The organism is Bradyrhizobium sp. BR 10289 (genome assembly GCF_019455385.1).
GTDB lineage: Bacteria > Pseudomonadota > Alphaproteobacteria > Rhizobiales > Xanthobacteraceae > Bradyrhizobium.
In genome coordinates, this window is sequence record NZ_JACOFR010000010.1 from 104422 (window position 1) to 129797 (window position 25376).

22 protein-coding genes and 1 tRNA gene are annotated in these 25376 nt (G+C 63.9%); 17 read left to right on the top strand and 6 right to left on the bottom strand.

Annotation, left to right across the window (positions count from 1 at the left end):
* The first annotated feature begins 34 nt into the window (after window positions 1-34).
* The 14 genes from HYH08_RS18575 (at window position 35) to ku (ending at window position 17051) form a co-directional block, all read left to right on the top strand.
* A complete protein-coding gene (locus HYH08_RS18575; protein WP_349631440.1) occupies window positions 35-754 on the top strand; it encodes a histidine kinase dimerization/phosphoacceptor domain -containing protein in 720 nt (239 codons plus the stop codon).
* Window positions 751-1866, top strand: a complete 1116-nt coding sequence (locus HYH08_RS18580) for an efflux RND transporter periplasmic adaptor subunit (protein WP_220011243.1) — start codon at window positions 751-753, stop codon at window positions 1864-1866. Before HYH08_RS18575 ends, HYH08_RS18580 begins: the two co-directional genes overlap by 4 nt.
* A complete protein-coding gene (locus HYH08_RS18585; RefSeq protein WP_220011244.1) occupies window positions 1863-2939 on the top strand; it encodes an efflux RND transporter periplasmic adaptor subunit in 1077 nt (358 codons plus the stop codon). The genes HYH08_RS18580 and HYH08_RS18585 overlap by 4 nt, the downstream gene beginning before the upstream one ends.
* A complete protein-coding gene (locus tag HYH08_RS18590; RefSeq protein ID WP_220011245.1) occupies window positions 2936-6085 on the top strand; it encodes an efflux RND transporter permease subunit in 3150 nt (1049 codons plus the stop codon). Before HYH08_RS18585 ends, HYH08_RS18590 begins: the two co-directional genes overlap by 4 nt.
* Before the next feature lie 433 nt (window positions 6086-6518).
* On the top strand, window positions 6519-7418 hold the full coding sequence (locus tag HYH08_RS18595; RefSeq protein ID WP_228747917.1) for a HoxN/HupN/NixA family nickel/cobalt transporter: 900 nt from the start codon (window positions 6519-6521) through the stop codon (window positions 7416-7418).
* 210 nt (window positions 7419-7628) lie between these two features.
* The gene (locus HYH08_RS18600; RefSeq protein ID WP_220011246.1) at window positions 7629-8375 is read left to right on the top strand and encodes an IclR family transcriptional regulator; all 747 of its coding nucleotides are present in this window, start codon (window positions 7629-7631) and stop codon (window positions 8373-8375) included.
* A gap of 90 nt (window positions 8376-8465) precedes the next feature.
* Window positions 8466-9425 (top strand): amidohydrolase family protein, encoded by a 960-nt coding sequence (locus tag HYH08_RS18605; protein WP_220011247.1) that lies wholly within the window; start codon window positions 8466-8468, stop codon window positions 9423-9425.
* Window positions 9422-10345: an SMP-30/gluconolactonase/LRE family protein gene (locus HYH08_RS18610; protein WP_220011248.1), complete on the top strand. Its 924-nt coding sequence runs from the start codon at window positions 9422-9424 to the stop codon at window positions 10343-10345. Before HYH08_RS18605 ends, HYH08_RS18610 begins: the two co-directional genes overlap by 4 nt.
* Window positions 10346-10647: 302 nt before the next feature.
* Complete coding sequence (locus HYH08_RS18615) at window positions 10648-12012, top strand: MFS transporter (protein WP_220011249.1); 1365 nt, start codon at window positions 10648-10650, stop codon at window positions 12010-12012.
* Between the two features lie 2 nt (window positions 12013-12014).
* Entirely contained in the window at window positions 12015-12929 is a 915-nt protein-coding gene (locus HYH08_RS18620; protein ID WP_220011250.1) for an NAD(P)-dependent oxidoreductase, read from the top strand.
* 25 nt (window positions 12930-12954) lie between these two features.
* The gene (locus tag HYH08_RS18625) at window positions 12955-14277 is read left to right on the top strand and encodes an MFS transporter (RefSeq protein ID WP_349631441.1); all 1323 of its coding nucleotides are present in this window, start codon (window positions 12955-12957) and stop codon (window positions 14275-14277) included.
* 56 nt (window positions 14278-14333) lie between these two features.
* Window positions 14334-15233 (top strand): amidohydrolase family protein, encoded by a 900-nt coding sequence (locus tag HYH08_RS18630; RefSeq protein WP_220011363.1) that lies wholly within the window; start codon window positions 14334-14336, stop codon window positions 15231-15233.
* Between the two features lie 42 nt (window positions 15234-15275).
* The gene (locus tag HYH08_RS18635; RefSeq protein ID WP_220011251.1) at window positions 15276-15953 is read left to right on the top strand and encodes an RraA family protein; all 678 of its coding nucleotides are present in this window, start codon (window positions 15276-15278) and stop codon (window positions 15951-15953) included.
* A gap of 147 nt (window positions 15954-16100) precedes the next feature.
* The gene (gene ku / locus HYH08_RS18640; protein ID WP_220011252.1) at window positions 16101-17051 is read left to right on the top strand and encodes a non-homologous end joining protein Ku; all 951 of its coding nucleotides are present in this window, start codon (window positions 16101-16103) and stop codon (window positions 17049-17051) included.
* A gap of 390 nt (window positions 17052-17441) precedes the next feature.
* On the opposite strand, the gene HYH08_RS18645 is transcribed toward ku, so the two are convergent.
* Window positions 17442-17711, bottom strand: a complete 270-nt coding sequence (locus HYH08_RS18645; protein WP_220011253.1) for a hypothetical protein — start codon at window positions 17709-17711, stop codon at window positions 17442-17444.
* Between the two features lie 249 nt (window positions 17712-17960).
* On the opposite strand from HYH08_RS18645, the gene HYH08_RS18650 reads away from it, so the two are divergent.
* Entirely contained in the window at window positions 17961-18437 is a 477-nt protein-coding gene (locus tag HYH08_RS18650; protein ID WP_220011254.1) for a DUF3833 family protein, read from the top strand.
* 291 nt (window positions 18438-18728) lie between these two features.
* On the top strand, window positions 18729-19166 hold the full coding sequence (locus HYH08_RS18655; protein WP_220011255.1) for a hypothetical protein: 438 nt from the start codon (window positions 18729-18731) through the stop codon (window positions 19164-19166).
* Here the strand turns inward: HYH08_RS18655 and HYH08_RS18660 are convergent.
* The 5 genes from HYH08_RS18660 to HYH08_RS18680 form a co-directional block, all read right to left on the bottom strand.
* Window positions 19163-19429: a hypothetical protein gene (locus tag HYH08_RS18660; protein ID WP_228747918.1), complete on the bottom strand. Its 267-nt coding sequence runs from the start codon at window positions 19427-19429 to the stop codon at window positions 19163-19165. The genes HYH08_RS18655 and HYH08_RS18660 overlap by 4 nt on opposite strands.
* A gap of 468 nt (window positions 19430-19897) precedes the next feature.
* Window positions 19898-20746 (bottom strand): hypothetical protein, encoded by an 849-nt coding sequence (locus HYH08_RS18665; protein WP_220011256.1) that lies wholly within the window; start codon window positions 20744-20746, stop codon window positions 19898-19900.
* 163 nt (window positions 20747-20909) lie between these two features.
* Window positions 20910-22559: an amidohydrolase gene (locus HYH08_RS18670; protein ID WP_220011257.1), complete on the bottom strand. Its 1650-nt coding sequence runs from the start codon at window positions 22557-22559 to the stop codon at window positions 20910-20912.
* Between the two features lie 301 nt (window positions 22560-22860).
* Window positions 22861-22936: transfer RNA gene (locus tag HYH08_RS18675), tRNA-Ile, on the bottom strand.
* Window positions 22937-23239: 303 nt separating this feature from the next.
* Window positions 23240-24214 carry a Bug family tripartite tricarboxylate transporter substrate binding protein gene (locus HYH08_RS18680; protein WP_220011258.1) on the bottom strand — a complete coding sequence of 325 codons (975 nt, stop codon included), beginning with the start codon at window positions 24212-24214 and terminating at the stop codon, window positions 23240-23242.
* A gap of 106 nt (window positions 24215-24320) precedes the next feature.
* On the opposite strand from HYH08_RS18680, the gene HYH08_RS18685 reads away from it, so the two are divergent.
* The gene (locus HYH08_RS18685; protein WP_220011259.1) at window positions 24321-25286 is read left to right on the top strand and encodes a TAXI family TRAP transporter solute-binding subunit; all 966 of its coding nucleotides are present in this window, start codon (window positions 24321-24323) and stop codon (window positions 25284-25286) included.
* Window positions 25287-25376: the final 90 nt, after the last annotated feature.

The window sequence follows — 25376 nt, forward strand, 5'->3', positions numbered from 1 at the left end:
TCTGAACCCAGAACCGCCAAGCTTGCCGGAAGGCGTGCTGCTGCGCGAGCTGCATCACAGGGTCGCCAACGGTGTTGCCTTCGCCATCAATCTGGTCTCCGCGGCCGCCATCCGTGCCGAAGGGGCGGAAGCCAAGGGCGCGCTTAGCGACGTCGCCGAGCTGCTGCACGGCTATGCCGACGTGCACCGTGCGCTCGGTATACCGCCGGGCGACACCTTGATCCAGGCTGCGACCTACATCCGCAAGCTGGGCTGTGGCATGCGCCGGGCGGTCCTGGACCGGATGAACATTCAGCTGGCCTTCGCGACGCAGCCCCTCGCGCTTCAGCCGCAGCGCTGCTGGCATCTGGGGCTGATCGTCCATGAGCTCGTGATGCATGCGGCAAGGCACGCTTGTTTCGATGCAGGGGCCGGACAGATCAGGATCAAGCTAACGCGCACCGGTGCGCTGGTGAACTGCGTGATCCTGGACAACGGCTCGCGTCCCCCGCGGGAAGCTTCCGATCGCGAATTGCGCATTGCCAGAGATATCGCACGGGCTCTCGGCGGGCGCATCGAGCATGGTTTCGGCGCTGAATTCACCTCGATCGTCGTTTCGTTCCCGCTGACCGAGCGGGAACGGCGCGCAAACTGGTCGATCGCAACGCGCCAGATGAGGGCTCCGCGCCGTACGAGATCCCCTGCTTCGAGCCGCCAATCCGCCGATGCGCTCGGCGTGCTGCTGTCACCCTCCCATCATACGGACGCGCCATGACAAGCCAATTTTCGAGCCCTGTTCGAACGCCACATGTGGGGAAGGCCCTCGCCGCGGCCGCCGTGCTTGTCAGCATTGCGTTGACAGGTTGCAACGATCACGCGGCGCAGACGACCATACGGGCAGCGCTGGTCCGGACCACGATCGTACAGCCGCGCGATCGGGAATCCTCCCGCACGTTGACGGGAGAAGTCCAGGCGCGCTTCAGTGCCGATCTTTCGTTCCGCATCAGCGGACGGGTGGTTGCGCGCATCGTGGACGTCGGTGCGCACGTTAACAAGGGCGACGTCCTCGCCCGTCTCGATCCAGCCGAGCAACAGGCTGATGTCGATGCTGCGACGGCGGCAGTGGCCTCGGCCGAAGCCCAGCTGCGCGTGGCGAAGGCCACGTTCGAGCGGCAGAAAGCGCTGATCGCAAGCGGCTTCACCACCCGGACCGTTTACGACCAGGCCCAGGAAGGTCTGCGAACCGCAGAGGGCGTGCTGGAGGCGGCTAAGGCGCAACTGGGCACCTCGCGCGATGCGCTCGGCTATACCGTCCTGCGCGCTGAAGCGGACGGCGTCATCACTGCGCGAAACCTCGAGGTCGGGCAGGTCGTTCCGGCAGCCCAATCCGTGTTCTCGCTCGCGCAGGACGGGGAGCGGGATGCCGTCTTCGAGGTCTACGAATCCGTCTTCCTTGGCCAGACCGACAGCCGCCGCGTCACGTTGGCACTGGTCTCCGATCCCGGCGTGACGGCGACGGGAGAGGTGAGAGAGATTTCGCCGGCGATCGACGCGAAGAGCTCCACGATCCGCGTCAAGGTGTCCATCGCGAACCCGCCGGCTGCGTTGACGCTGGGCAGCGCCGTCTCGGGGACAGTGAAGGCTAAAGCTCAGAACGAGATCTCCCTGCCCTGGAGCGCGCTGATGGCCGCGGGTAGCAGGCCTGCCGTCTGGACCGTTGACCCCAGGACGCAGACAGCGTCGCTGAAGCCCGTCACGGTCGGCGCTTATGAAGCCGGTCAGGTGCTGATCAAGGCAGGCCTCGAGCCCGGCGAGCGCGTCGTCGTCGACGGCGGCAAGCTCCTGAGCGTCGGTCAATCGGTCACTGAGGCGGGAGGTCAGTCATGAAGCGACGGGTCATGATGATCGCTGGCGCAGTCGCGGCGGCCGCGTTGCTGACCGGCTGCCAGCAGGAGGCGAAGGAGCCGGAGCCCGTACGCCCCGTGCTCTCGATGGTGGCCACGCCGAATAGCGGCGACGGCACGGTTGCGGTCGGCGTCGTCGAGCCGCGCTACAAGACCAGCCTTGGTTTTCGCGTGCTCGGACGGCTCACCTCGCGCCCGGTCTATGTCGGCGACATCGTCAGCGAAGGACAAATCATCGGGACGATTGATCCCATCGCGCTCGATCTCGCCGTTCGCGCGGCCAAAGCTCAGCTTGCCAAGGCCGAGGCGCAGCTTGCGACGGCCAAGGCCACGGAGGCGCGGCAACACGCGCTCATCACCAGCGATGCGACCACCAGGCAGACGCTCGACAACGCCGAACAGGCCCGCGCCGGCGCCGAAGCAAGCGTCGCGCAGGAGCAGGCGAACCTGACCAAGGCCGTCGAGCAACTCGGCTATGCCCGCATCAAAGCCGACTTCGGCGGCGTCGTCACCGCCGTCGGCGCGGAAGTCGGTCAGGTGGTCTCGCCCGGTCAAACCGTGGTGACGGTCGCGCGCCCGGACATTCGCGAGGCGGTCGTCGACATCGGTGAGGACCTGCCTGTGCCGCTCGAGATCGGTCTCCCCTTCACCGTCAGCCTGCAGCTCCTCCCCGCCGTTCAAATTGAGGGCAGGATTCGCGAAATCGCGCCGCAAGCCGATGCGGTGACGCGGCTGCGACGTGTCCGGATTGCGCTCGACAACCCGCCCGAAAGCTTCCGTCTTGGCGCGACCGTCACGGCAAAGCTCGGCAAGGATCAGAGCAAGGTCCTGCGCCTGCCCGCATCAGCGGTGCTTGCCAGGGACGGCGCCAATTTCGTCTGGGTGGTCGATCAGTCCGCCGGCACCGTCTCCCTGCAGAAGATCGAAGGCATCGCCGAACAGGCGGGCATCCGCGTCACCGGCGGGCTTGCCACAGGCACCCGAATCGTCACCGCCGGAATTCACAGCCTCAAGCCGGGACAGCAGGTCCGCTTCGAACAGGATCAAGAGCCATGAAGTCGTTCAACCTCTCCGACTGGGCGCTCGGCCATCGTTCGCTCGTCTGGTATTTCATGATCGCCTTCATGGCGGCCGGCCTGTTTGCCTATCTCCAGCTGGGACGACAGGAGGATCCTGACTTCACCATCAAGACCATGGTGATCCAGGCGCAGTGGCCGGGCGCCTCACCCGAGGAGATGACGCGTCAGGTCACCGACCGCATCGAGAAGAAGCTCGAGGAGCTGGAATCGCTCGACTACACCAAGAGCGTGACGGTCGCGGGTCAGACCACCGTCTTCGTCTACTTGCGCGATTCGACCAAGGCGGCCGACGTCAAGCCGACCTGGGTTCGCGTTCGCAACATGATCGCCGACATCAAGGGCGATTTCCCGCAAGGCGTGGTCGGCCCCGGTTTCAACGACCGCTTCGGTGACGTCTTCGGCAACGTCTACGCCTTCACCAGCGACGGCTTGAGCCAGCGACAGCTCCGCGACCGGGTCGAGGATATAAGGGCCAAGGTGCTGACCGTGCCCGATGTCGGCAAGGTCGACATTCTCGGCGCGCAGGACGAGGTGATCTACCTCGAACTCTCCACCCGCAAGGTCGCGGCTCTCGGCTTCGATATCAAGACCGTCATGACTTCGCTGCAAGGTCAGAACGCGGTGACGCCCTCCGGCGTGTTCCAGGAGGGGCCGGAGCGGATCAGCGTCCGCGTCAACGGCCAGTTCGCCTCCGAGGCGAGCCTGAAGACGGTCAATCTGCGCATCAACGATCGCTTCTTCCCGCTGACCGATGTTGCCACGATCACGCGCGGCTATGCCGATCCGCCGTCGACGCTGTTCAGATACAACGGCCAGCCCGCCATTGCGCTGGCGATCGGCATGAAGTCCGGTGCCAACCTGCTCCAGTTCGGCGAGGCGCTGAAGGAGGAGATGACGAAGATCATCGCCGACCTGCCGATCGGCGTCGGCGTGCACCTCGTTGCGGACCAGCCCGTCGTGGTCGAACATGCCGTGTCCGGCTTCACCGAAGCGCTGTTCGAGGCCGTGATGATCGTGCTCGGCATCAGCTTCCTGAGCCTGGGGATGCGTGCCGGTCTCGTGGTCGCCATCGCCATTCCGCTCGTGCTCGCGATCACCTTCGTGGTGATGGCCTATTGCGGCATCTCGCTGCAACGCATTTCACTCGGGGCCCTGATCATCGCGCTTGGTCTTCTGGTCGACGATGCCATGATCGCCGTCGAGATGATGGTGGCCCGGCTCGAGGTCGGCGATCCCCTCGAAAAGGCGGCGACCCACGTCTACACGTCGACGGCGTTCCCGATGCTGACGGGAACGCTGATCACCGTGGCCGGCTTCATCCCGATCGGGCTGAACAGCAGCAACGCGGGCGAGTTCACCTTCACCCTGTTCGTGGTGATCGCGGTATCGCTGATCGTCTCCTGGGTCGTGGCGGTGTTGTTCACGCCCTTGCTCGGCGTCACGATCCTTCCCGCCAAGATGAAGGGGCATCACGAGCAAAAAGGACGGACGGCGCAGATGTTCGCGCGCCTGCTCCTGTTCTGCATGCATCATCGCTGGAGCACCATTGCGGTCACGGTCGGCGTCTTCCTGCTTGCGCTGTTCGGCTTGCAGTTCGTGCAGCAGCAATTCTTCCCCTCGTCCGACCGCACCGAGCTGGTGATCGACTGGAACCTGCCGCAGAACGCCTCGATCGCCGAGACCAACATGCAGATGGCGCGCTTCGAGCGCGAGCAATTGCAGGGCAACCAATCGGTCGAGCACTGGTCGACCTATGTCGGCACTGGCGCGCCGCGCTTCGTGCTGTCGTTCGATGTTCAGACCGCCAACACCTGGTTCGGCCAGCAGGTGATCGTGACGAAGGGCGGCATCACGGCGCGCGACCGGCTCAAGGCGCAGTTCGAGGACTATTTGAGGAGGACGTTCCCGGGCACCGACACCTACGTCAAGCTGCTCGAGGTCGGCCCTCCAGTCGGGCGGCCGGTGCAATACCGTCTCAGCGGGCCTGACATCGCCAAGGTGCGCGATCTCTCACAGAAGCTTGCGGGAATCGTGCGGAGCAGTCCCGATCTCGGCAACGTGGTGTTCGACTGGATGGAGCCGGCTCGCGTCGTCAAGGTCGACGTGTTCCAGGACAAGGCGCGCCAGCTTGGCCTGACCTCGGAAGACATCGCCACCACGCTGAACTCCGTGCTGCAGGGCTCGCCGATCACGCAGGTGCGGGACAGCATCTATCTGGTCAACGTCACGGGACGTGCGACTGCGAAGGAGCGCGCCTCGATCGATACGCTGCGCGACCTGCAACTGACCGGGCTGGGGGGCCAACCGGTCCCGCTCGGTGCCGTCGCCAATCTGCGCTACGAGCTGGAGCAGCCCACGATCTGGCGGCGTGCGCGGATTCCGACCATCACGCTGAAGGCTGCCGTCGTCGGTAACGTTCAGCCGAAGACGGTGGTCGACCAGCTCGCGCCGAAGGTGGCGGAGTTTGCGAAGCAGCTGCCGGCGGGCTACGCGATCAAGATCGGCGGCTCGGTAGAGGAGAGTGCCAAGAGCCAGGGGCCGATCATCGCGGTCGCGCCGCTGATGCTGTTTGTCATGGCGACCGTGCTGATGGTGCAGCTGCAGAGCTTTTCGCGCCTGTTCCTGGTCTTCGCGGTCGCTCCGCTCGCGCTGATCGGCGTCGTCATGGCCATGCTGCCGAGCGGCGCGCCGCTGGGCTTCGTCGCGATCCTCGGCGTGCTCGCGCTGATCGGAATCCTGGTGCGAAACTCCGTGATCCTGATCGTGCAGATCGAGGATCTGAGAAAGGAGGGCAGGCCTGCCTGGGATGCGGTCGTCGAGGCAACCGAGCACCGCATGCGACCGATCCTGTTGACCGCGGCTGCCGCAAGTCTCGCATTGATCCCGATCGCGCGCGAAATTTTCTGGGGCCCGATGGCCTACGCCATGATGGGCGGCATCATCGTCGGCACGCTGCTGACGCTGCTGTTTCTGCCGGCGCTCTATGTGGCGTGGTTCCGGATCCATCCGGATCATGCGGATGAATCACCTTCGCGCGAGCCGGAAGCCGTTGCGAACGATGCGCCGGCCGAGAACAGGCCCGCTCACCACGCCGAGCTGCCGGTGCTCGAGCCCCAAATCTAAAATGGAGAAGACGATGCTCTCGAAGACGCTATCAACCTTTGCCCTCGCTGCGACGGTCGCGGCAAGTTAGCTCGCTCCCTCTGTTGCCTTTGTCGGCGAGCCGCCATCATTGGCAGGCGATGGGCCCGAGCTGCATCGAATCGGCGACGCTGTGACCAGCCGCAGCCCTGGACGCGCTTAGGCCCTGCGGGAATTAGCGCTGAAAAGGACGTCGAGAGCTCAATCGGGCGGACCGTTCCGGCGGCGACCACGAGTTGCCGCTCGTGGATAGTTGGTTTCCAGAGGATGCACGCGGTACTGCAACATGGAGGCGGTACAGAATCGGCTTGAAAACAGTGGCTTGAGCGCCGCAAACAAGGACTCGTGCCGACTTCGTCCGGAGTGGCCCGGCTCTTGCTACCCTTGGTATGATTGTTCCTGATAAACTTCATATTTGGGTGGCGCCGTGGATGGGCTAGGTCGCGTGGTTGAGCCCGGTAGCGTTGTACTGTTCGGCGGGCTCGTCGTCGCCAATATCACCGCCTGGGCCTGGGCTTTCGCGTTGTTCGCCGACCGGCCCGCGGTGATGGCAACTGCGCTGATCGCTTGGGTGTTTGGCCTACGCCACGCGGTGGATGCCGATCACATTGCGGCCATCGACAATGTGGTGCGCAAACTGATGCATGCGGGCGAAATACCGAGAAGCGCCGGGCTCGCGTTCGCGCTCGGCCATTCCACGGTGGTGGCCATCGCGACCATGCTGCTCGTGTTGGGCGCGGTCGATCTTGGCGGCGATAGTCTGATCAGGAGCGTCGGTAGTTTGATCGGGACATCGGTCTCCGCGATCTTCCTGCTCGTAATAGCCGCGCTCAACCTCGCCATCTTCGTCGGCCTGTGGCGGAGATTGCGCGCGGTGCGCAAGCATGACGCTCATGACGTCGAAGCACTGGATCGATTGTTGGCCGGCCGCGGCTTCCTTGCCCGGTTGCTCGCGCCGTTATTCCGTATGGTTAGGAGATCCTGGCACATGTATCCGCTCGGCTTCCTGTTCGGGCTCGGCTTCGATATCGCAACCGAGATCGGGCTTCTGAGCCTCTCTGCGACCGAAGCCGCGCGCGGCGCCTCACCGTCGGGCGTTCTGGTGTTTCCCGCGTTGTTTGCCGCCGGCATGGCGCTGGTCGACACTGCTGACTCGGCTCTGATGGTGAGCGCCTATCGCTGGGCCTTCGTCGATCCCCTGCGAAAACTCTGGTACAACATCACCATCACCGGATTGTCGGTCGTGGTGGCCCGGCAGGACTCGAACCTGCAACCAGACCGTTATGAGCGGTTGGACAGAGATGAGCTTCATTGATTTGCTGCGATTTTGTTTGGTTTCAGTCACACTTGTTATGGTTCGCTCGCGTCGTTTCTGGTGCGAAAACGGTGCGGTCCGCAGGCACGACTGAGGGGTCGAATCTCCCCGCGTTCCGGGAGTTCGCCCATCCCGCTCTCTGCAGACGCGTCGTAGCCCTTCTACCTGCGGCCATAATGCCGTAGGACAGGGTGAAGACAAGGATGTGAGATGGCAAAGCCGACCGTGAAGAAGCCGCCTGCACTCAAGGGCGTATCAGCAGCCGAACGCGCACTCGCGGTGTTGACTGCGTTCCGTCGGGGAGACGGCGCTTTGAGCTTAGCCGAGTTGGCCGAGCGGACGGGGTTAGTCAAAAGCACGATCCTCCGGCTCGCCCTCTCGCTTCAACAATATCGATTGCTCGCGCGTCTGCCGGACGGCTCCTACCGGCTTGATTCGGAGACGTTGCGCCTCGGCACCGCCTACCAGCAGGCGTTTCGTCTGGCCGACCACGTCATGCCGGTGCTGGAGCAGCTCGCGGCAAAAACCGGGGAGACGACGTCGTTCTACGTTCGCAATGGCGAGGAGCGACTCTGTCTTTTTCGGGTGGAGAGCAGCAATCGCATCCGGATGACCGTGCAGCCGGGCGATACGCGTCCCATGGACAAATCCGCCATCGCGCAAACGCTGCGGCGGTATGAGTCCGGGACGGCCGGACCGGACGAGGAGTTGCCGCTGTTCACGTCCGGCGTGACGGATCCTCATGCGGCCGCTCTCGCTATGCCCGTCTTCGGCATCGGCGATTCCCTGGTCGGAGCGTTGGCGATCTCGGGGCCGGTCAGCCGGCTCACCACAGTGCGGGCCGAGCAGATCAAGCCGGCATTGGTGGAGGCCGCAAGCAAGCTGACCCTGGCATGCGGTGGAAATCCATTCTCCGGCACGGTGAAAAGCGGACGCAGGCGCGCCGGCTCGGCCTAAAACGAAACGACGTTTCGTTTCTTCTTGCGGCGTCGGTTTCGGCGGGCTTATAAGCCTTCCTCATACAAAGATGGGGGAGGGCAAGACGCCGTGGCACCAGCACCGCTGACTCGCAGGACCGTTCTGACCGGACTGGCCGCATCCGTTATTCCCAACGCCGCGATGGGGCAGGCGGTGCGCTGGTCGAGTGGCACCGAGACGCCGCGTTTCGTGCCGCCCCCCGGCGCAGTTGACTGCCACTTCCATACCTACGACCAGACCTATCCCGCTGCGAAGGGCGCGACACTGCTGCCGGATGACGCCTCGCCCGATGATTATCGCGCGCTGCAACTTCGGATCGGCACCAGTCGGGGCGTGATCATCCAGCCCTCCACCTATGGCACCGACAACCGGCTGCAGATCGCGTCGCGACAGGCACTTGGCGCGGAGAATTTTCGCGTCATCGCTGTTGTGGCCGACGACATTTCGGATGCCGAGCTGCGACGGCTCGATGCACAGGGCGTTCGCGGCGTCCGCTTCAATCTCGGCTTTCCCGGCGTGTTGACGGTGAACTCGCTGCCGCTGCTCGCGCCGCGGCTGGCGGATCTCGGCTGGCACTGCCAGATCAACATGCGTCCGAAGCAGATCGAGGACAATGCAGAGTTGCTGGCCTCGCTGCCCGGGCGACTGGTGTTCGATCATCTCGCACAAGTGCCGCAGCCAGCCGGTGTCGAGAGTGCGCCCTACAGGATCATCCGCGGCCTGCTCGATCGCGGCAGGACCTGGGTCAAGCTGTCGGGTCCCTATGTGTCGAGCAAGCAGGGTGCGCCTGATTACGCCGATGCAGGCGCCGTTGCGGCAGCCTATGTCAAGGCGGCGCCGCAGCGTCTGATATGGGGCAGCGACTGGCCGCATCCCTCCGAGCCAAAGGAGCACAAGCCGGATGACGCGCGCCTGTTCGATCTGTTCGCGCAATGCGCAGGCGACGATGTCGCGTTCAAGCGCATCCTGGTCGATAATCCAGCCGAGCTCTATGGCTTTGCCAAGGTCGCCCCAAAGGTTAGCCCATGACGTTCTTCAGCCCACCACGCCGGATCGAGACCAGCATTTTCACGCGGCTGCCGGATCAGTTCCGCAAACCGCGCCGCACTGCCTGGGCGGATGCCAATCAGGGTGGACGCGAGATCGACTCTTTCCTCGAAGGGCCGTCCTTCGATCGGCAGGGGCGGCTGTACATCACCGACATTCCCTATGGACGTATCTTCCGCGTCAGCGCGCGAGGCGCATGGGAGCTCGTGTCCGAATATGATGGATGGCCGAACGGCCTAAAGGTTCATCGCGACGGCCGCCTGTTCATCACCGATTACAAACGCGGGATCATGCTGCTCGATCCGGACAGCGGCAACGTCACGCCGTTCCTGGAGACGGCCGCGAGCGAAAGCTTCAAGGGCGTCAACGACCTCGTCTTTGCGCGATCGGGCAATCTCTATTTCACCGACCAAGGCCAGACCGGCATGCACGATCCCACTGGCCGGGTCTGGAAGCTGACGCCCGACGGCCGGCTCACCTGCCTCATCGACACGATCCCCAGTCCGAACGGCATCGTCGTCGATCCCGAGGAAAGCTTTCTGCTGGTTGCGGTGACGCGGGCCAACCAGATATGGCGGGTGCCGCTGCCGGCGAGCGGGCTGACCACAAAGGTCGGCATCTTCTCGCATCTGCATGGCGGTCCCGGCGGACCCGACGGGCTGGCGCTGGACGACGGTGGCAATCTCCTGGTCTGCCACACCGGCTTCGGCTCGGTGTGGCGGTTGTCGCCATTGGCCGAGCCACTCGACCGCATCGTCTCCTGCGCCGGCGTTGGTACCACCAATCTCGCCTTTGGCGGACCGGAGCGAAAGAGCCTCTTCATCACCGAGAGCCGCACCGGCAGTCTGCTGCGCGCGGAGCTCGAAACGCCGGGCCTGGAGATGTTCTCGCACAAGGATTAGTGGCTACACACTCGCTGTCATCGCCCGGCTTGATGTTTGGACCGGGCGATCCAGTACTCGGAGACAGTCGTGATTGAGCCGAAAGGCCGCAGCGTACTGGATGCCCCGGACAGCGAGATGGAGGCCCCGGCGACGCGCGTTAACCGACGGTCGGCGCTGTACTTTTTTACGGGGAACGCCCTCGGCGAAGAAGCCACGCACGCCAAAACGAAACGCCGTTTCAAAACGAATTGCAACGCCGTTCTATTTTTGCTAAAGCCCGTCCCATAGCCGGGAAACACCGGCCATCCCGGAGGGAACCGATGGCTAGCGTTGCTGCCACTTCAGTCCAGCAGGGCTTCACACCCGAGGAGACGAAGATCCTCTCAAAGGTGCTGTGGCGGATCGTGCCGTTTCTGCTGCTTTGCTACATCGTCGCCTATCTCGACCGGGTCAACGTCGGCATCGCTAGCCTGACGATGAACCACGACCTCGGCATCTCGCCGTCGGAATTCGGCTGGAGCGCCGGGCTTTTCTTCTTCGGCTATTTCCTGGCGGAGGTCCCGAGCAATCTCGCCTTGCAGGCGCTCGGCGCCCGCAAATGGATCGCCCGCATCCTGATCACCTGGGGCCTGATCTCAGCCGCCACGGCGTTCGTGGTCGGCCCCGTGAGCTTTGGCGTGATGCGCTTCCTGCTCGGCCTCGGCGAAGCCGGCTTCACGCCCGGCGTGTTCCTCTACTTCACCTACTGGTTCCCGGCGCGCATCCGCGGCACGGCGACCGCGGCGTTCCTGCTCGGCATCCCGATTGCGAACATCGTCGGCGCGCCGATCTCGAGCGCGCTGCTGACACTCGACGGGCTGGGCGGTTTGCATGGCTGGCAGTGGCTGTTGATCCTTGAAGGCCTGCCGGCGACCCTTTTGGGCTTCGTGTGCTTCTTCACGCTCACGGACAAGCCAGCGCAGGCCAAGTGGTTGAGCCCTGACGAGCGGCGTTGGCTCGCCGAAGTGCTGGCAGCAGAGCGCGAGGCCATTGCCACAAAACATCCCTCGCGATTGCGGGATGCCTTCATCAATTGGCGCGTCCTTGTCTGCGCTGTCGTCAACTTCTGCGCCATCATCGGGTCCGTCGGTCTCGGCCTCTGGATGCCGCAGATCATCAAGGGGCTCGGCTTCGGCGTCGTCGCCGTCGGCTTCATCGCCGCCGTGCCCTACATCTGCGGCGCCATCGCGATGATGCTGTGGGCGCGGCTGTCGGACAAGGGCGGCGAGCGGAGCTGGTTCGTGGCATCCGGGCTGCTCGTCGGCGCGGCCTCGCTGATCGTCTGCGGCTTCGCGACATCGTCGGCGCTGATCTCCATCCTCGCGCTCTGCGGCGCCGTGATCGGGATCATGTGTTACCAGTCAACCTTCTGGCCGATTCCGTCGAGCTTCCTCACGGGTAGCGCTGCCGCAGGCGGTCTCGCGATGATCGTGTCGATCGGAAATCTCGGCGGCTTCGTCGGTCCTTATCTGATCGGCGTGATCCGGCAAGCAACCGACAGTTTCTCCTGGGCCCTGATCTCGGTGGCCGCATTTCTCACCCTGGCCGCCATCCTGATCCGGGTGGTTGGCGTCAGCTTGCAGCGACAGGCGGGGACGGCCGAAGGTCGCACCAGCCAAATCGTACCTCTTTCGAAAGGAATCTGAAGATGAGCGACAAACAGCAGTTTCGTCTCGGCCTGGTCGGCTATGGCGAGATCGGCAGCACGTTGGGCAAGGGGCTCCGCGGCGCCGGCCTGCAGCAGATCTTCTGCTATGACAAATACGCTTTCGATGGCCCCTACGCCGATCTGATCCAGAGCCGCGCCAAGGCGGCAGGCGTCACGCTGGTCAAGTCCAACCAGGAATTGGCCGATGCGGCCGAGCTGATCTTCAGCGTCACGCCTGGCTCTTCGTCGCTCGAAAGCGCAGCGGCGTTCGCACCTGTGCTTGATGGCCGCCACACCTTCCTCGACTTTGCCTCGGCCACGCCGAAGGTGAAATACGGCGTCGCCGAACGGCTCGCCGCGACGGGCGCCACGCTCGGCGACGGCTCCATCATGGGGACGCCGAAGCACGGCTATGCGATGCACATGATGTCGAGCGGTCCCGCCGGCCGGCGCGTGGTCGATCTGCTCGTGCCCTGGGGCATGAGCATCGAATTCGCCGGGGACAAGCTCGGCACCGCGTCGGGAATCAAGATTCTGCGCTCCGTGCTGATCAAGGGCATCGAGGCGTTGATCGACGAGACGTTGCTGGCCGCCCGATCCTATGGTCTCGATGAGACCGTCCTGGCGTCGGCCTCGAAGACGCTGACGCGTCCGTTCATGGACACGGTCGAGAGCCTGACGCCCTCAGGCGTGATCCATGCCAAGCGGCGCACCGAAGAGGTCGAGATGGCGGCCGAGGCGGTCGAGGATGCCGGGATCGAACCGCTGATGGCTCGCGCGACGGCGGCGCGGCTGCGCTGGAAGGACGGACTAGGCCTGAAGGAGCATTTCAGGGGCGTCGTTCCCGAGAACTACAAGATCGCCATCGATGCGATCGCGACTAAAATGCAGGCCGGCGCCAAGGCGGCCGAATAAAACAAACAAAAAAGGGAAGAGAAACGTGACGGCAGCTCGAATGGACATCGACCCGATCGAGACGGCGACGATGCGCAGGGTGATCCTGCGCCTCGTGCCGTTCCTCATGATCTGCTACTTCTTCGCGCTGCTCGACCGCGTCAATGTCGGCTTCGCGGCGCTGCAAATGAACAAGGATCTCGGGCTCACGCCGGCGATGTTCGGCTTTGCGGCCAGCCTGTTCTTTTTCTCCTATTTCCTGGTGGAAGTGCCGAGCAATCTGGCCCTCCAGAAATTCGGCGCCAGGCGCTGGATCGCCCGCATCATGATCACCTGGGGCCTGGTGACGGCGTGCATGGCGTTCGTCATCGGGCCATATTCGCTCTATACGATGCGCTTCATCCTCGGCGCGGCGGAAGCCGGCTTCTTTCCCGGCGCGATCCTCTATCTGACCTATTGGCTGCCCGCCAAGTATCGGGCGCGCATCCTGGCGACCTTCACGGTCTCGATTCCGCTTGCGACCTTCCTGGGCTCACCGTTGTCGGTCGGCTTGCTCGAGCTCGACGGTGCGCTCGGCCTGCGCGGTTGGCAGTGGCTGTTCATCCTGGAGGGATTGCCGACCGTCCTGCTCGGGCTTGCCTGCCTGTTCGTTCTCACCGACAGGCCCGAAGCGGCGTCCTGGCTGACGAAGGAGCAGCGGGATTGGCTGACGGTGCGCATGGCGGCGGATGCGGCCGCGCGCAAGCCGGTCGGGCATCTCTCGCTCTGGCAGCTTGCCACCAACAAATATTTCCTCGTCATGGCCCTGGTCTGCTCCGGCGCCTCCGCCACCGGCAGTGTGCTATCGGTCTGGCAACCGCAGTTGCTGAAATCGTTTGGCCTCTCGAATCTGCAAACCGGCTTCGTCAATGCGATTCCCTACGGCGTTGCAACCGTGCTCATGGTGCTGTGGGGACGCCATTCGGACACTTCAGGCGAGCGCCGCTGGCATACGGCCATTCCGCTGCTGTTCGCCGCAAGCGGCTTCACGGCATTGGGTCTGACCGGAACGGCGGTTGCGCCGACCATCGTCATGGTGACGTTCTGCCTGGTGGGCGCCTATGCCTTCAAGGGCCCGTTCTGGGCGCTGTCGGCGAGCTGGCTTTCGACCAGCACGCTCGCGGCCGGCCTCGCCGGCATCAACGCGATTTCCAATCTGATCGGCGGCGGCTTGATGGTGAACGTGGTTGGCCTGGTCAAGGAGCAGACCGGCAGCTTCGTGCTTGGGATGCTGCCGCTGGCGCTGCTGTGCGCCGTGGCCGCGACCTTGGTCCTCGTGCTCGGCCGCAACGTCGCGCGCGCCGCCGACATGGTGGCGGTGAAATCGTGAGCGCGCGCGGCACGACCTCGCAGCACGCCATCACCCGGCGCGGCGTCCTTGCGGGCATGATGGCTGCGAGTACGGGCGCCTGGGCCGGCGGGCTCGAGCAGGCCGTGCCCAACAGCACCGGCTCGGCACCGCCGCGCTTGAACGCGCCTGCGGATGCGTGCGATTGCCATCACCATATTTACGACGGAGGGTTTCCCGTGTCGCCGCACTGGCACCAGGGCTTTCCGCCTGGTGCAACCGTGGCTGATTATCGAAATCTCCAGCGCCGGCTCGGCATTGCCAGGAGCGTGGTGGTGCAGCCCTCGACCTATGGCATCGACAACCGATGTCTTGTGGACGCGCTCGGGCAATTGGGGTCAGCAGCACGGGGCGTTGCTGTCGTCGACACCGAGGTCAAGGATGCGGAGCTGCGCCTGCTAACGGATGCCGGCGTTCGTGCCATCCGGGTCAATTTCGTGTCTCCGCAGAGCTGGGGAACGACGACGCCGGAGATGCTGGCCGCACTCGCCAGGCGCGTCGACCCGCTGGGCTGGCACGTCCAGATCCTGATGACCGGCGATCAGATCGTCACCTATGAGAGCGTTATCCGCTCACTTCCCACCAAGGTGGTGGTCGACCATCTCGGACGCATTCCCCAGCCTGATGGCGTCAAGCATCCAGCATTCGCCGCGGTTCGCCGCATGCTCGATGAGGGCCGCACTTGGGTGAAGGTCACGGAGCCCTATGAGGACAGCAAGCTCGGTCCGCCCTACGCGGATTCCAGCGAGGTGGCGCGGGCCTATGTGCAGGCTGCGCCGGAGCGCATCCTGTGGGGCACGGACTGGCCACATCCGACCCAGCGCGGCACCAAGCCGGACGACGCCTTGCTGCTCGATCTGCTCGCAGACTGGGCGCCGGACGAGCGCACGCGCAGGCGCATCCTGGTCGAAAATCCGGCCGAACTGTTCGGCTTCTAGGATCTCATCACTTCACTTGCCAGACATCGGGAAGGATAATGCATGTCCGTAGGTTTCAGGATCCTCAAGCGCCAGAGAAAAGTGGCTGCCGACATCGTCGAACGCTTCGCTAAGCTGCCGGTGGCAAACGTCAGCGACAGCATGTCCCGGATGACAGCGGCGGGCGCGCGGCTTCGGCCACGCCATCAATCCGGAGGGATGGCCGGCCCCGCGCTGACCGTGAAGACGCGGCCGGGCGACAATCTCATGCTTCACAAGGCGATGGCGATAGCCGAGCCCGGCGACGTCATCGTGGTCGACGCAGGGGGCGATCTCACCAACGCATTGATCGGCGAGATGATGCTGATGCGCATCATCAAAAGCGGCCTTGCGGGGATCGTGATCGATGGTGCGGTTCGGGACGCGGGCTTCATCCGCAACCAGAATTTTCCTGTTTTCGCGGCAGGCGTCACCCATCGCGGTCCTTACAAGAACGGCCCCGGCGAGATCAATGTTTCGATCGCGATCGACGGCATGGTGATCAACCCGGGCGATCTCATCATCGGTGACGATGATGGCCTGCTCTGCGTACCCTTTGACGACGTGGATGAGGTGCTGAAGGGGGCCACCGCGAAATACCAGGCCGAGCAGAAGCAGATCGCCAACATCAAGGCCGGAACGCATGACGCGTCCTGGGTGGACAAAACGCTGCGCGAGTTGAATTGCGAAGGTCTGGAGTGAGGCCGGGATGATTGGAGGGACAGTGGCTGGCCTGCGCCCGTGGGGCGCCGGCGCGCCTTGTTCCGAATTTTCTCCACAGGTCATGTCGGAACCCGGGCCGGCCATTCGTCTTGAATCCAAGACGCCTCGAACCGGAGTTCTGCGTAAATGGCCCCGCGCGCCAACTGGAAAGGCTTCCTGAGACTGTCCCTCGTCACCTGTCCGGTGGCGCTTTATCCGGCAACGTCCGAGAGCGAGAAGATCTCGTTCAACCAGCTCAACCGGCAGACCGGTCACCGCGTCAAATACCTGAAGGTGGACGCCGAGACCGGCGACGAGGTGCCGAATGAGGACATCGTCAAGGGCTACGAGCTGGACAAGGGCCAGTACATCGAGGTCTCCAAGGAGGAGCTCGAGGAGATCGCGCTGGAGTCCACGCGCACCATCGAGATCGACGAGTTCGTCGCCCGGTCGGACATCGACCCGCGCTATCTGATCCGCCCCTACTACATCCGCCCCGACGGCAAGGTTGGTCATGACGCCTTTGCGGTGATCCGCGAGACCATCCGCGAGATGGACAAGGTCGCGATCGGGCGCGTCGTGCTGACCAACCGCGAGCACATCATCGCGCTGGAGCCGATGGACAAGGGCCTCGTCGGCACCCTGTTGCGCTACCCCTATGAGGTGCGCAGCGAGCAGGACTATTTCGACGACATCCAGGACGTGAAGGTCACCAAGGACATGCTCGATCTCGCACGGCACATCGTCAACCAGAAGGCCGGACGCTTCGAGCCCGACAAGTTCGAGGACCATTACGAGACCGCGCTGATCGAGCTGATCAACGAAAAGCGCGCCGGAAAGGTCATCCGGCCGAAAGAGCGGCCGAAGGGCGAGAACGTCGTCGACCTCATGGAGGCGCTGCGCCGCAGCGTCGGCAAGGAGGCGGGCAAAGATGAAGGCAAGCAGGCGGCGCCTGCGAAGGCGGACAAACCCGCCAGGAAGCCGAAGAAGGCGGCGGCCGGCCAGAAGGAGATGCTGATGCCGATCGCGGGAAAGAAGCAGCCGAAGGAAGCGGCGACGAAAAAGCCTGCCACGGGAGCGCGGCGGAAGTCGGCTTGAGCGTAAAACATCCGGTGACACCGGACGGTCGATACTTCGTCGTGCGCGGACGGCTGTAGCGGATGTCAAATCCGGATTTGGGCGAGCGGGACAAATCGGAGCTGGTCAAGCGCCTGATGACCGCCCGGCGCGCCGTCCGCGATGCCAAGGCGGCCGCCGACGCGGATCGCGAAGCGGCAGCGCATCGCGCTGTCGAGGACGCCAAGCGCGCCCTCGGCGAGCGCGGCCCGGTCTGGTGGCCGGACGGCGCTCCCGACCTCAACCGGCACATGGCGAAAAACACGCCCTACGCCGAATGGTACGCCGAGGTGCAGCGGCGGAGAGAGAGGCAGCCGGGGATTAGCCACCGAATGAAAGCCGGCGGCTCGGATATCGCGATCGGGTGCCGCTTCAGCAATCTCCGTCCCGGCACTCCGGACAGATGTCTCCGATCGAATCGAGCACGTCGCGTATCTCCGCGATCGCCTCATCGGGAGAAACACCGGCCGGCGGTTCCTCGCGGGCGAGATCGATGGCACGTGCGCGGGCGTGAGGATCAGCCCGGTCCTTGGCCCAGCCATGCTCCTCGCATTCGTGGATGGCGCCGGCCTCCTGCAACACGCCGAGCGCCCATCCGCGCAGCGTGCGGATCGCGGGCCGTCTTTCCCTGGTCATCAGCATCGAGAGCGCTCCTTGGCCAGGACGAATCCCTCTGCTGGCCTGCTCGTTCCCCGCGCTTAGCACGGGTCAGGGATTCCCAAACGGCAGGGCCGGGCTTGTCCACGTGTTCCCCGGGGGGCTGTGGAGAATGTGAAGGATGGGCTGGAGGGATCTGCACATTGCAGCACTCGGCCATCAGGCGGGATTTCACCCGAAGGAACCCGGTGCCGACAGCCGGCTTATGTCGTCATCGATCTCAGAGGACAAGCCATGGCCATTGATGCATTCGCCGGCACCACGCCGGTATTCCTCCCCGAGCGGTTCTTCGTCGGCCGCTTGGAAGGATGGGCGGTGGTTGAAAGTCTCGTCGGCGGTCTTCTGAAGCGCGCGACGATCGCGGCTCACGGCGAGCTGGACGCGGACACCGACACCGTCGTCCTGACCGAGACCTACACCTTCGATGACGGCCATAGCGACACGCTGCGCTGGACGATTCACAAGCTCGGCGAAGGCCAGTACATCGGCCACGAGAATCGCCTGGACGGCGAAGCCACCGGCGAGCAGGCCGGCTGCGTATTCCATTGGACGTACACGCGTGACACGCCGCAGGGCGACGGCAAGTCGTTCAAGCTGAACTTCGATGACTGGTTCTACGCGATCGACGACCGCGCCTGCATCGTGCGCGGCAGCGCCGGGCGGGCGGGGATTCCGTTCGCAACCGGGCATGTGACTTATAGGAAGCTCTAGGTTCGCCTGACGCCCCCCGCAGCCCGCTCCCGCGCGCGCCCCGGGGCTATCGCGCTTCAGTACCCTCTGAAACTGCAGCCACAGACTCCGCCCTCATCATGAGGAGCCCGCCTCAAGCGGGGGTCTCGAAGGATGGCCGCAAGAAAAGCTCTCAAATACGACAGCCCTGCCTGCGCCTCTCGTCCTCGCGATTAACATTTTTGAATCGCGAACGCAGCGAAGCAAAGTACGTTGCGCGCTTCGCGGGAGGAGATCCTCTGGCGCTGATGGACCAGAGCGGGGGCGGGGGCGTTGAATTTCCAGGTGACGGTATTGAAGATCCTGGCGGCCTATCCCGACGGCTTTGCCGTCATGGAAGACCTCAAGCGCGACATGGCCGTCCTCGCAACCAGCGGCCGCGATTGGGCGGACCGGACGCGGCGCCTCGCCAGCCGGGTGCCGGACCTCGACATCTTTTCGCAAGGCCTGGTCGAGCGCATCAGCGGCGGCTGGAAACTGACGTCCAAGGGGCGAGACGTCTTGGCGTTCATGGAAGCCCGCCCGGCGCCCGGCGAGCCGAGCCTCGCGTCGCCGGTCAATGAGGCGCCCCAACCCGTATTCGAGATTGCTCCGGTTTCCCCGCTGCCGCAGCCAACTGACCGTGCCAAGCGGCGGCGCGAGCGCCGAGAGCGCCGCCGCGAAGCCCGCGAACGGGCGAGGGCGAACGCGTCGTGTCAGGGCGTTGGTTAGTTGTCCTCAACGTCAGTCGACGCCGGAATGATCGTGCGTCCGCCCGCGTCGACCCGCCGCGTCGCCGGCCCGATCAGGCCCTCCACGGCATCGTTGCCGCCGACCGCAACGATCCTGCCGTCGCGCACCGCGAGGGCCTGCGCGATCTTCGATGCGGGATCGAGCCTCACGATTTTTGCGTTGGTCACAACGAGATCGGCCTTTTGGGCGTGAGAGGAAGTGGCCCAGCACGAGATCAGCAAAATCGCGAGGAGCTTGCGCATGTTGAATCCTGAAATGAGAGCCGGGAGTGAGAATGGATATTACAGCCCGCCTTCGCCTTTGCTTCGTTCAAGCTCCGCCGGCAACACTTTCCTTAGCGCAGCGGACAATTGAAAGACGTGACGATATAGATTCCACGGCGCATCCGTTTCGAGGCAGCGTGTAGGATGGGTTGAGCCTTTGAGAAACCCATCTCTTTTCGGTCTTCGCTCGCCGTAGTCGTGGTCCCCATCAGACTTGAACGTTGGCCCAATTCAGGAGGGGTGTGGCCAAGTCTCCCCATGTAACGATGACACTAGGACGGCGTCTGGTGGGTGGACTTGACCGAAGTTACTACCAGACAAGTGTGATGGGTTTCGCTAGAGCTCAACCCATCCTACGCGCTTAAGTCTCGCCATCCACACATCAGAAGCGGCTGGCTCTCATTGAGTGCACTATCCCGTAATCACGCTGGATTGTCCGCCTGACCTCTAGGCCGCGCCGTCTCCGCTTTCGCTGTCCACTGCCTTGATACCCAGCTTGGCGAGTTCATCTCGGAGGAAACTGAGATCAGAGCCGGGACCGGGAAAAATCTCTGTGATCGTGCCTTCCGCCATGGCTCTCCGAAAATCAAAGCCAAGCTCAAGGCCAGGAGGAAACTCCAGCTTCGTGCCGTCAGCCAAGACATAATGTCCTATGCCGAGCACCGAAAGTGAAATGCGCATTTCGCGCTCATCGGTATAGCTTTTGTCCTTGATGTATGTGTACCGGATCGGGTTGGGCAGCCGCTCCATATTTTCTCGCGCCTCAGCCCATGGCAGGTATTTTACGACTCCGTAGTTTACGGAGAATATCTGCTTGCAAAGGCTTCCCAGGAGTTCGAGCCCGCTACCGGCTCTGATGGTATCGTTGACGACGGCGCGTAGCTTGGCGAAGTCGAAGGCGATGCCGACCTTTCCGTGCGCGCTCCCATTCCCATACTCGCGCCATATGTGGTCGGAGTTCTGCAGCGAAAAGCAGCACGCATAAGTCCGGTTTCGGGAACGGTCATAATAATCCGCCCCCGAGAAGTCAGGTGCTCTTTCAAACCGTGCGGCCGTGTTGGTCGCACGATCTTGCTGCAATTGCTCGCCGTCGTGAGCATCGGCGTTCGGGAAGTCCTTATAGCTATCAACCCGGTTGAAATAGAGGTACCCGCCAGTGACCGACCGGAGTAGGTTCTCGACCGTCATGATCTTGTAGAGAATTTGCCCGTCGGGGGGCGCGGTCAGCAATCCGGCGTGCGGTTCGACAACCCCCAGCGCAGGATCAAACGGAGCATTGTCAGTGTTTCCGGTCATGGCCACAGCTTGAGAAATCGGCCTGCGATTGTCCATAGTCAGCGATTACGGTGCGCTTAAATGACAGGTTTTCGACTCCCTACATTTGGTATTCTGTCACCTAATCTCTAGAACTTGTTCGTCCGTAACTGATCCGTGAGAGCAAGACGGCAGGCCTCGGTTCTCATTTCACACTCGCGAAACCATCCGCCGCATACACCACCTTGCCACCCACCACCGTCAGCAGCGACGCCGTCGCGCCAATCTCCTCAACCGGCACCGACATGAAATCCCGATCAAGCACCGCAAAGTCCGCCAGCTTGCCTATCTCCAGCGTGCCCCGCCGCGTCTCGTCGAAGCAGAACCAGGCGCTTCCGACGGTGTAGAGGCGAAGAGCGTCTTCGCGGCTGGGTGTCTCGTCCGCCCCGCGCGTCGGCAGGCCGCCGACGGTCTTGCCGTCGAGCATCCATTGCAGCGCCACGAACGGATTGTAGGACGCGACCCGATGCGCATCGGTGCCGGCGCCGACATGGACGCCCGTGCGTAGCGCCGTGACGATGGGGGGCATGCTGCGCGCGGCTTCGCCGGCCTGTGCCACGATCCGGTCGCCGCCGAGATACATCGCGTCCTGCATGGTCCAGCCGATGCCGAGGGCCTTCATCCGGAGCAGGGTTTCGGGCGTGGCATTGTCGAGATGGGCGATGGACCAGCGCAGCGGCGCGATCGGGGTCTCCTTGTTGACCTCGTCATAGAGGTCGAGAAGCTCATGGACGGATTTGTCCTCCTGCCAATGAATGGTGACCGTCAGCCCTTGCCTGGCCGCCCAGCGAACGATCTCGAGGAATTTGTCCTTGGCGGCAGCATCAGGTGCGTTGTTGTTGTACATGGCGCCGGTAATGCGCTCGCCGATGCCGTTGAAGCGCAGCATGTCGTCGCCAAACCCCATCGGCAGGAATGGCGTGAGGCTCTTGTACTCCTCGAACTCAGCGCCGACATTCTGCGCGAACAGGCTGTAGGCAACGCGCACCGTCAGCGATTTCTCGCGCCAGAGCTTTTGCAGGGCGGCGTAATGGCCGGGATAGATGCTAAAGCCGCCGGGATCGACGATCCCGGTGATGCCGAGACGATTGAGCTCGGTGAAGAACTGCCGGGTGCCCGCGACATTGTCCTCGAAAGTCGGCCGCGGCAGACGGTCGAACAGCGCGGAAATGCTGACAATGGAGCCGTTGAACCAGCCCGTGGTTTCACCCGATGCTGTGCGCTCGGCGGTGATGCCGGCCGGTAGTTGATCCGCTGATAATCCGAGCGCCTGCTGCGCTTTCGGCGTCATCAACAAGGCCGAATAGAACAGCTGGATGTAGGCCGGATTATCAGAGACGGCCGACATGACCTCGGCGAGCGTCGGCCGCCGTTTCTCCGCAAACTGCAACTCGCTCCAGCCGCCGGCCACGATGATCCAGGCCCCGGGGCGCGCTTGTGCCGCCTGGCGCAGGCGGTCCATCGCCTCGGCAATGGTCTTTGCGCCGATCCAGTTGACCTCGGTTGCGTAGGTGAGGCCGGCGCGCACGGCGTGAATATGGGAATCGATCAATCCCGGAATGATCGTGCGCCCGCCCGCGTCGACGCGGCGTGTCGCCGGCCCGATCAAGCCCTCGACGGCATCGTTGCCGCCGACCGCAACGATCCTGCCGTCGCGGACCGCGATGGCCTGCGCGATCGTGGATGTCGGATCGAGCGTCACGATCTTTGCGTTGGTGACAACGAGGTCGGCCTGTTGTGCGTGGGCCGCGGCGGACCAGCACGAGATCAGCAAAATCGCGAGGAGCTTGCGCATGTTTAAGTCCGCAATGAGAGCCGGGAGTGAGAATGGATCTTACAGCCCGCCTTCGCCCGTTGGGCTTCGGCGCGGCAGCCTTCGTCCGCTTCGCTATTCGTATGTGGCACGGGTTTGCCGAGCCGAAGCTCGCGAGCGGTCCGTCTTCGCTTCCGCTGCGCTCCAGCTCCGCCGGACACCACGCGTAGCCTTGATCCGTCCGCCTTCGCCCTGCGGGCTTCGGCGCGACAGCCTTCGCTCGCTTCGCTTTCGATGTGTGGCACGGGCTTGCCGAGCCGAAGCTCGCGAAGCGAGCGAAGGCTGGTGGGCCCGGCAGGACTCGAACCTGCAACCAGACCGTTATGAGCGGCCGGCTCTAACCATTGAGCTACAGGCCCCGCCGCAAGACGGCTCGCGGGAACGCGTCGCCGGCAACGGTGCGCGGTTCGTTTACAGGGATGGAGGCGGGGGTGCAATGCCGCGAGCGGACGACGCACGGGATGCGCGCCCGCGCCAGAGGCTTGCCGATTTCGGAATAATAGCATTATGCCCCTGTTTTGCCCGACGTGTCAACCGGTTTTGCCGGTCATCGCGCGGTCTCCCTCATAACCCCTTGTAATTCCTCGCCTCTCTACTGTGCATGGGGTTGTTTTCGAGATTTTGGCCGGAGGGGCTTTTCCGTCCCCTCCAGCCTCGCGGTCCTAGTCCACCGACACCCCTGCGAACTCCACCACCTTGCGCCACTTCTCGGTTTCATCCGCGACCAGCTTGCCGAACTCGGCTGATGTCATCGGCTTGGGAATGCCGCCGTTCTCGGTCAGCCGCGCGATAACCTTCGGATCCTTCAGCGCCTCGCCGACGGCCTTGTTGAGGATCTCGACCACTTCGGGTGGCGTGCCCTTCGGCGCGGAGATGCCGTAGAAGCCGACCGATTCGAAGCCGGGGACCGTCTCGGCGATGGCGGGCACGTCGGGGACAGTAGGCCAGCGCTGCGGCGACGTGACGCCGAGGGCGCGGACGTTGCCACCCTTCGACTGCTCCAGCGCCGACGGCAGGTTGTCGAAGATCAGCTGCACCTTGTTGGAGATGATGTCGGGGAACGCGATCGCCGAGCCGCGATAGGGCACGTGGATCATGTCGCACTTGGTCATCGCCTTGAACAGCTCGGCCGACATGTGCACCGAGGTGCCGTTGCCGGACGAGGCGAACGAGATCTTGCCGGGGTTGGCCTTGCAATAGTCGATGAACTCCTGGACCGTCTTGGCCGGGAACGCGTTGGAGACGACCAGCATGTTGGTGAGCTGCATGATGCTGGCGACCGGCACCGTGTCGCGCAAGAAGTCGAACGGCAGCTTCTTGTAGAGCGAGGTCGAGATCGCGTTGTTGGGCGCGACGAACAGCAGCGTGTAGCCGTCGGGCGGCGAGTTGATCGCGGCGGCAGCTGCGATGTTGCCGCCGGAGCCGGCCTTGTTCTCGACGATGAATTGCTGGCCGAGGCGATCGGAGAGCGCCTGCGCCATGATCCGCGCCACGATGTCGACCGGCCCGCCGGCGGCAAAGCCGATCATCCAGTGCACGGGGCGGTCGGGATAGGCGGCGGACGCGGGAGGGGCGGCACCGAGGAGAGTTGAAAGAAAGACCAGCCCGAAAACACTGTTACGCAAAATTCGCAACATGACGCCTCCCATTGTTCTATTGTCGTTGGGGCGCATGCTTTCACAAAAACAGGCCGCTGCCTACATCGTCGCAAGTCGGTGTTGACGCAGGCCGCCGGGACCCATCATGAGATTCGCTTTTCCCATTCTTCTCGGCGCGGCGCTGCTGGCCAGCCCCGCCGCTGCTCAAAGCGGAGGCAAGGCCATTCCGACCACGACACTCAGCTTGGGCACCGCGACGCCTGGCGGAGGCTTCCCGCTCTATGGCAACGCCTTCGCCGAGGTGATGAACGCGGCCGATCCGCACATCACCATCGCTCCCCGCAACACCAAGGGCAGCAACGAGAACATTCCGCTGCTGGAGAAGGGCGAGCTCGATCTTGCGCTGGTCGCGGGCGAGCCGGCCTATGAAGCCTTCGCCGGCATCGGCCGCCCGCCGACGCGGCTGAAGATATTGACGGCGATCTATTCCAACCCCGGCATGTTCGTGGTGCGCGCCGACAGTCCCTACAAGACCATCCGCGATCTGGTCGGACAGCCCGTTGCGTTCGGCGCCAAGGGCTCGGGCCTGCCGATCCTGGCGCGCTATGTGCTGGATGGCTTGGGGCTGAAGCAGGACGAAGACTTCAAGGCGATCTATCTCGACCGGGCCGGCGACGGCCCGGCGATGGTCGAAGACGGCCGCGCCGCTGCGCTCTGGGGCGCCGGCATCGGCTGGCCCGGCTTTGCCGCGGTGGCCTCCAGCGCATCAGGCGCGCGCTTCATCGCGCCAGGGCCAGAGGAGATCACGCGCATTCGCGCCAAGCATGCGTTCCTCAAGCCGCTGCTGGTGCCGGCCGGTTCCTACCCAAAGCAGTCCGAGCCGATCGCTTCGCTCGGCTCGTGGAGTTTTGTGCTGACGCGCGAAGACCTGCCCGACGATGTCGCCTATCGCCTGGCCAAGACGCTGCATGGTGTCGAGGCAACGTTCTGTAAGCAGCTCGCGCAGGCCTGCGAGACCACGGCGGCAAACACCGTTGCAGCCGCGCCGAAGCCGGAGCTGATCCATCCGGGCGTGATGAAGTATTTTCGCGAGATCGGGGTGATGAAGTGACCGCGTAGCGGTCATTCCGGGGCGGTCCGCGGGACCGAACCCGGAATCTCGAGATCCCGGGTTCACGCTTCGCGTGCCCCGGGATGACGA

Coding starts and splice junctions, on each gene's coding strand:
- ku (WP_220011252.1), top strand. CDS start 16,101: ATGGCCCCGCGCGCCAACTGGAAAGGCTTCCTGAGACTGTCCCTCGTC.
- HYH08_RS18645 (WP_220011253.1), bottom strand. CDS start 17,711: ATGCTGATGACCAGGGAAAGACGGCCCGCGATCCGCACGCTGCGCGGA.
- HYH08_RS18680 (WP_220011258.1), bottom strand. CDS start 24,214: ATGTTGCGAATTTTGCGTAACAGTGTTTTCGGGCTGGTCTTTCTTTCA.
- HYH08_RS18610 (WP_220011248.1), top strand. CDS start 9,422: ATGACGTTCTTCAGCCCACCACGCCGGATCGAGACCAGCATTTTCACG.
- HYH08_RS18660 (WP_228747918.1), bottom strand. CDS start 19,429: ATGCGCAAGCTCCTCGCGATTTTGCTGATCTCGTGCTGGGCCACTTCC.
- HYH08_RS18630 (WP_220011363.1), top strand. CDS start 14,334: ATGATGGCTGCGAGTACGGGCGCCTGGGCCGGCGGGCTCGAGCAGGCC.
- HYH08_RS18635 (WP_220011251.1), top strand. CDS start 15,276: ATGTCCGTAGGTTTCAGGATCCTCAAGCGCCAGAGAAAAGTGGCTGCC.
- HYH08_RS18600 (WP_220011246.1), top strand. CDS start 7,629: ATGGCAAAGCCGACCGTGAAGAAGCCGCCTGCACTCAAGGGCGTATCA.
- HYH08_RS18685 (WP_220011259.1), top strand. CDS start 24,321: ATGAGATTCGCTTTTCCCATTCTTCTCGGCGCGGCGCTGCTGGCCAGC.
- HYH08_RS18590 (WP_220011245.1), top strand. CDS start 2,936: ATGAAGTCGTTCAACCTCTCCGACTGGGCGCTCGGCCATCGTTCGCTC.
- HYH08_RS18585 (WP_220011244.1), top strand. CDS start 1,863: ATGAAGCGACGGGTCATGATGATCGCTGGCGCAGTCGCGGCGGCCGCG.
- HYH08_RS18665 (WP_220011256.1), bottom strand. CDS start 20,746: ATGACCGGAAACACTGACAATGCTCCGTTTGATCCTGCGCTGGGGGTT.
- HYH08_RS18580 (WP_220011243.1), top strand. CDS start 751: ATGACAAGCCAATTTTCGAGCCCTGTTCGAACGCCACATGTGGGGAAG.
- HYH08_RS18615 (WP_220011249.1), top strand. CDS start 10,648: ATGGCTAGCGTTGCTGCCACTTCAGTCCAGCAGGGCTTCACACCCGAG.
- HYH08_RS18670 (WP_220011257.1), bottom strand. CDS start 22,559: ATGCGCAAGCTCCTCGCGATTTTGCTGATCTCGTGCTGGTCCGCCGCG.
- HYH08_RS18620 (WP_220011250.1), top strand. CDS start 12,015: ATGAGCGACAAACAGCAGTTTCGTCTCGGCCTGGTCGGCTATGGCGAG.
- HYH08_RS18650 (WP_220011254.1), top strand. CDS start 17,961: ATGGCCATTGATGCATTCGCCGGCACCACGCCGGTATTCCTCCCCGAG.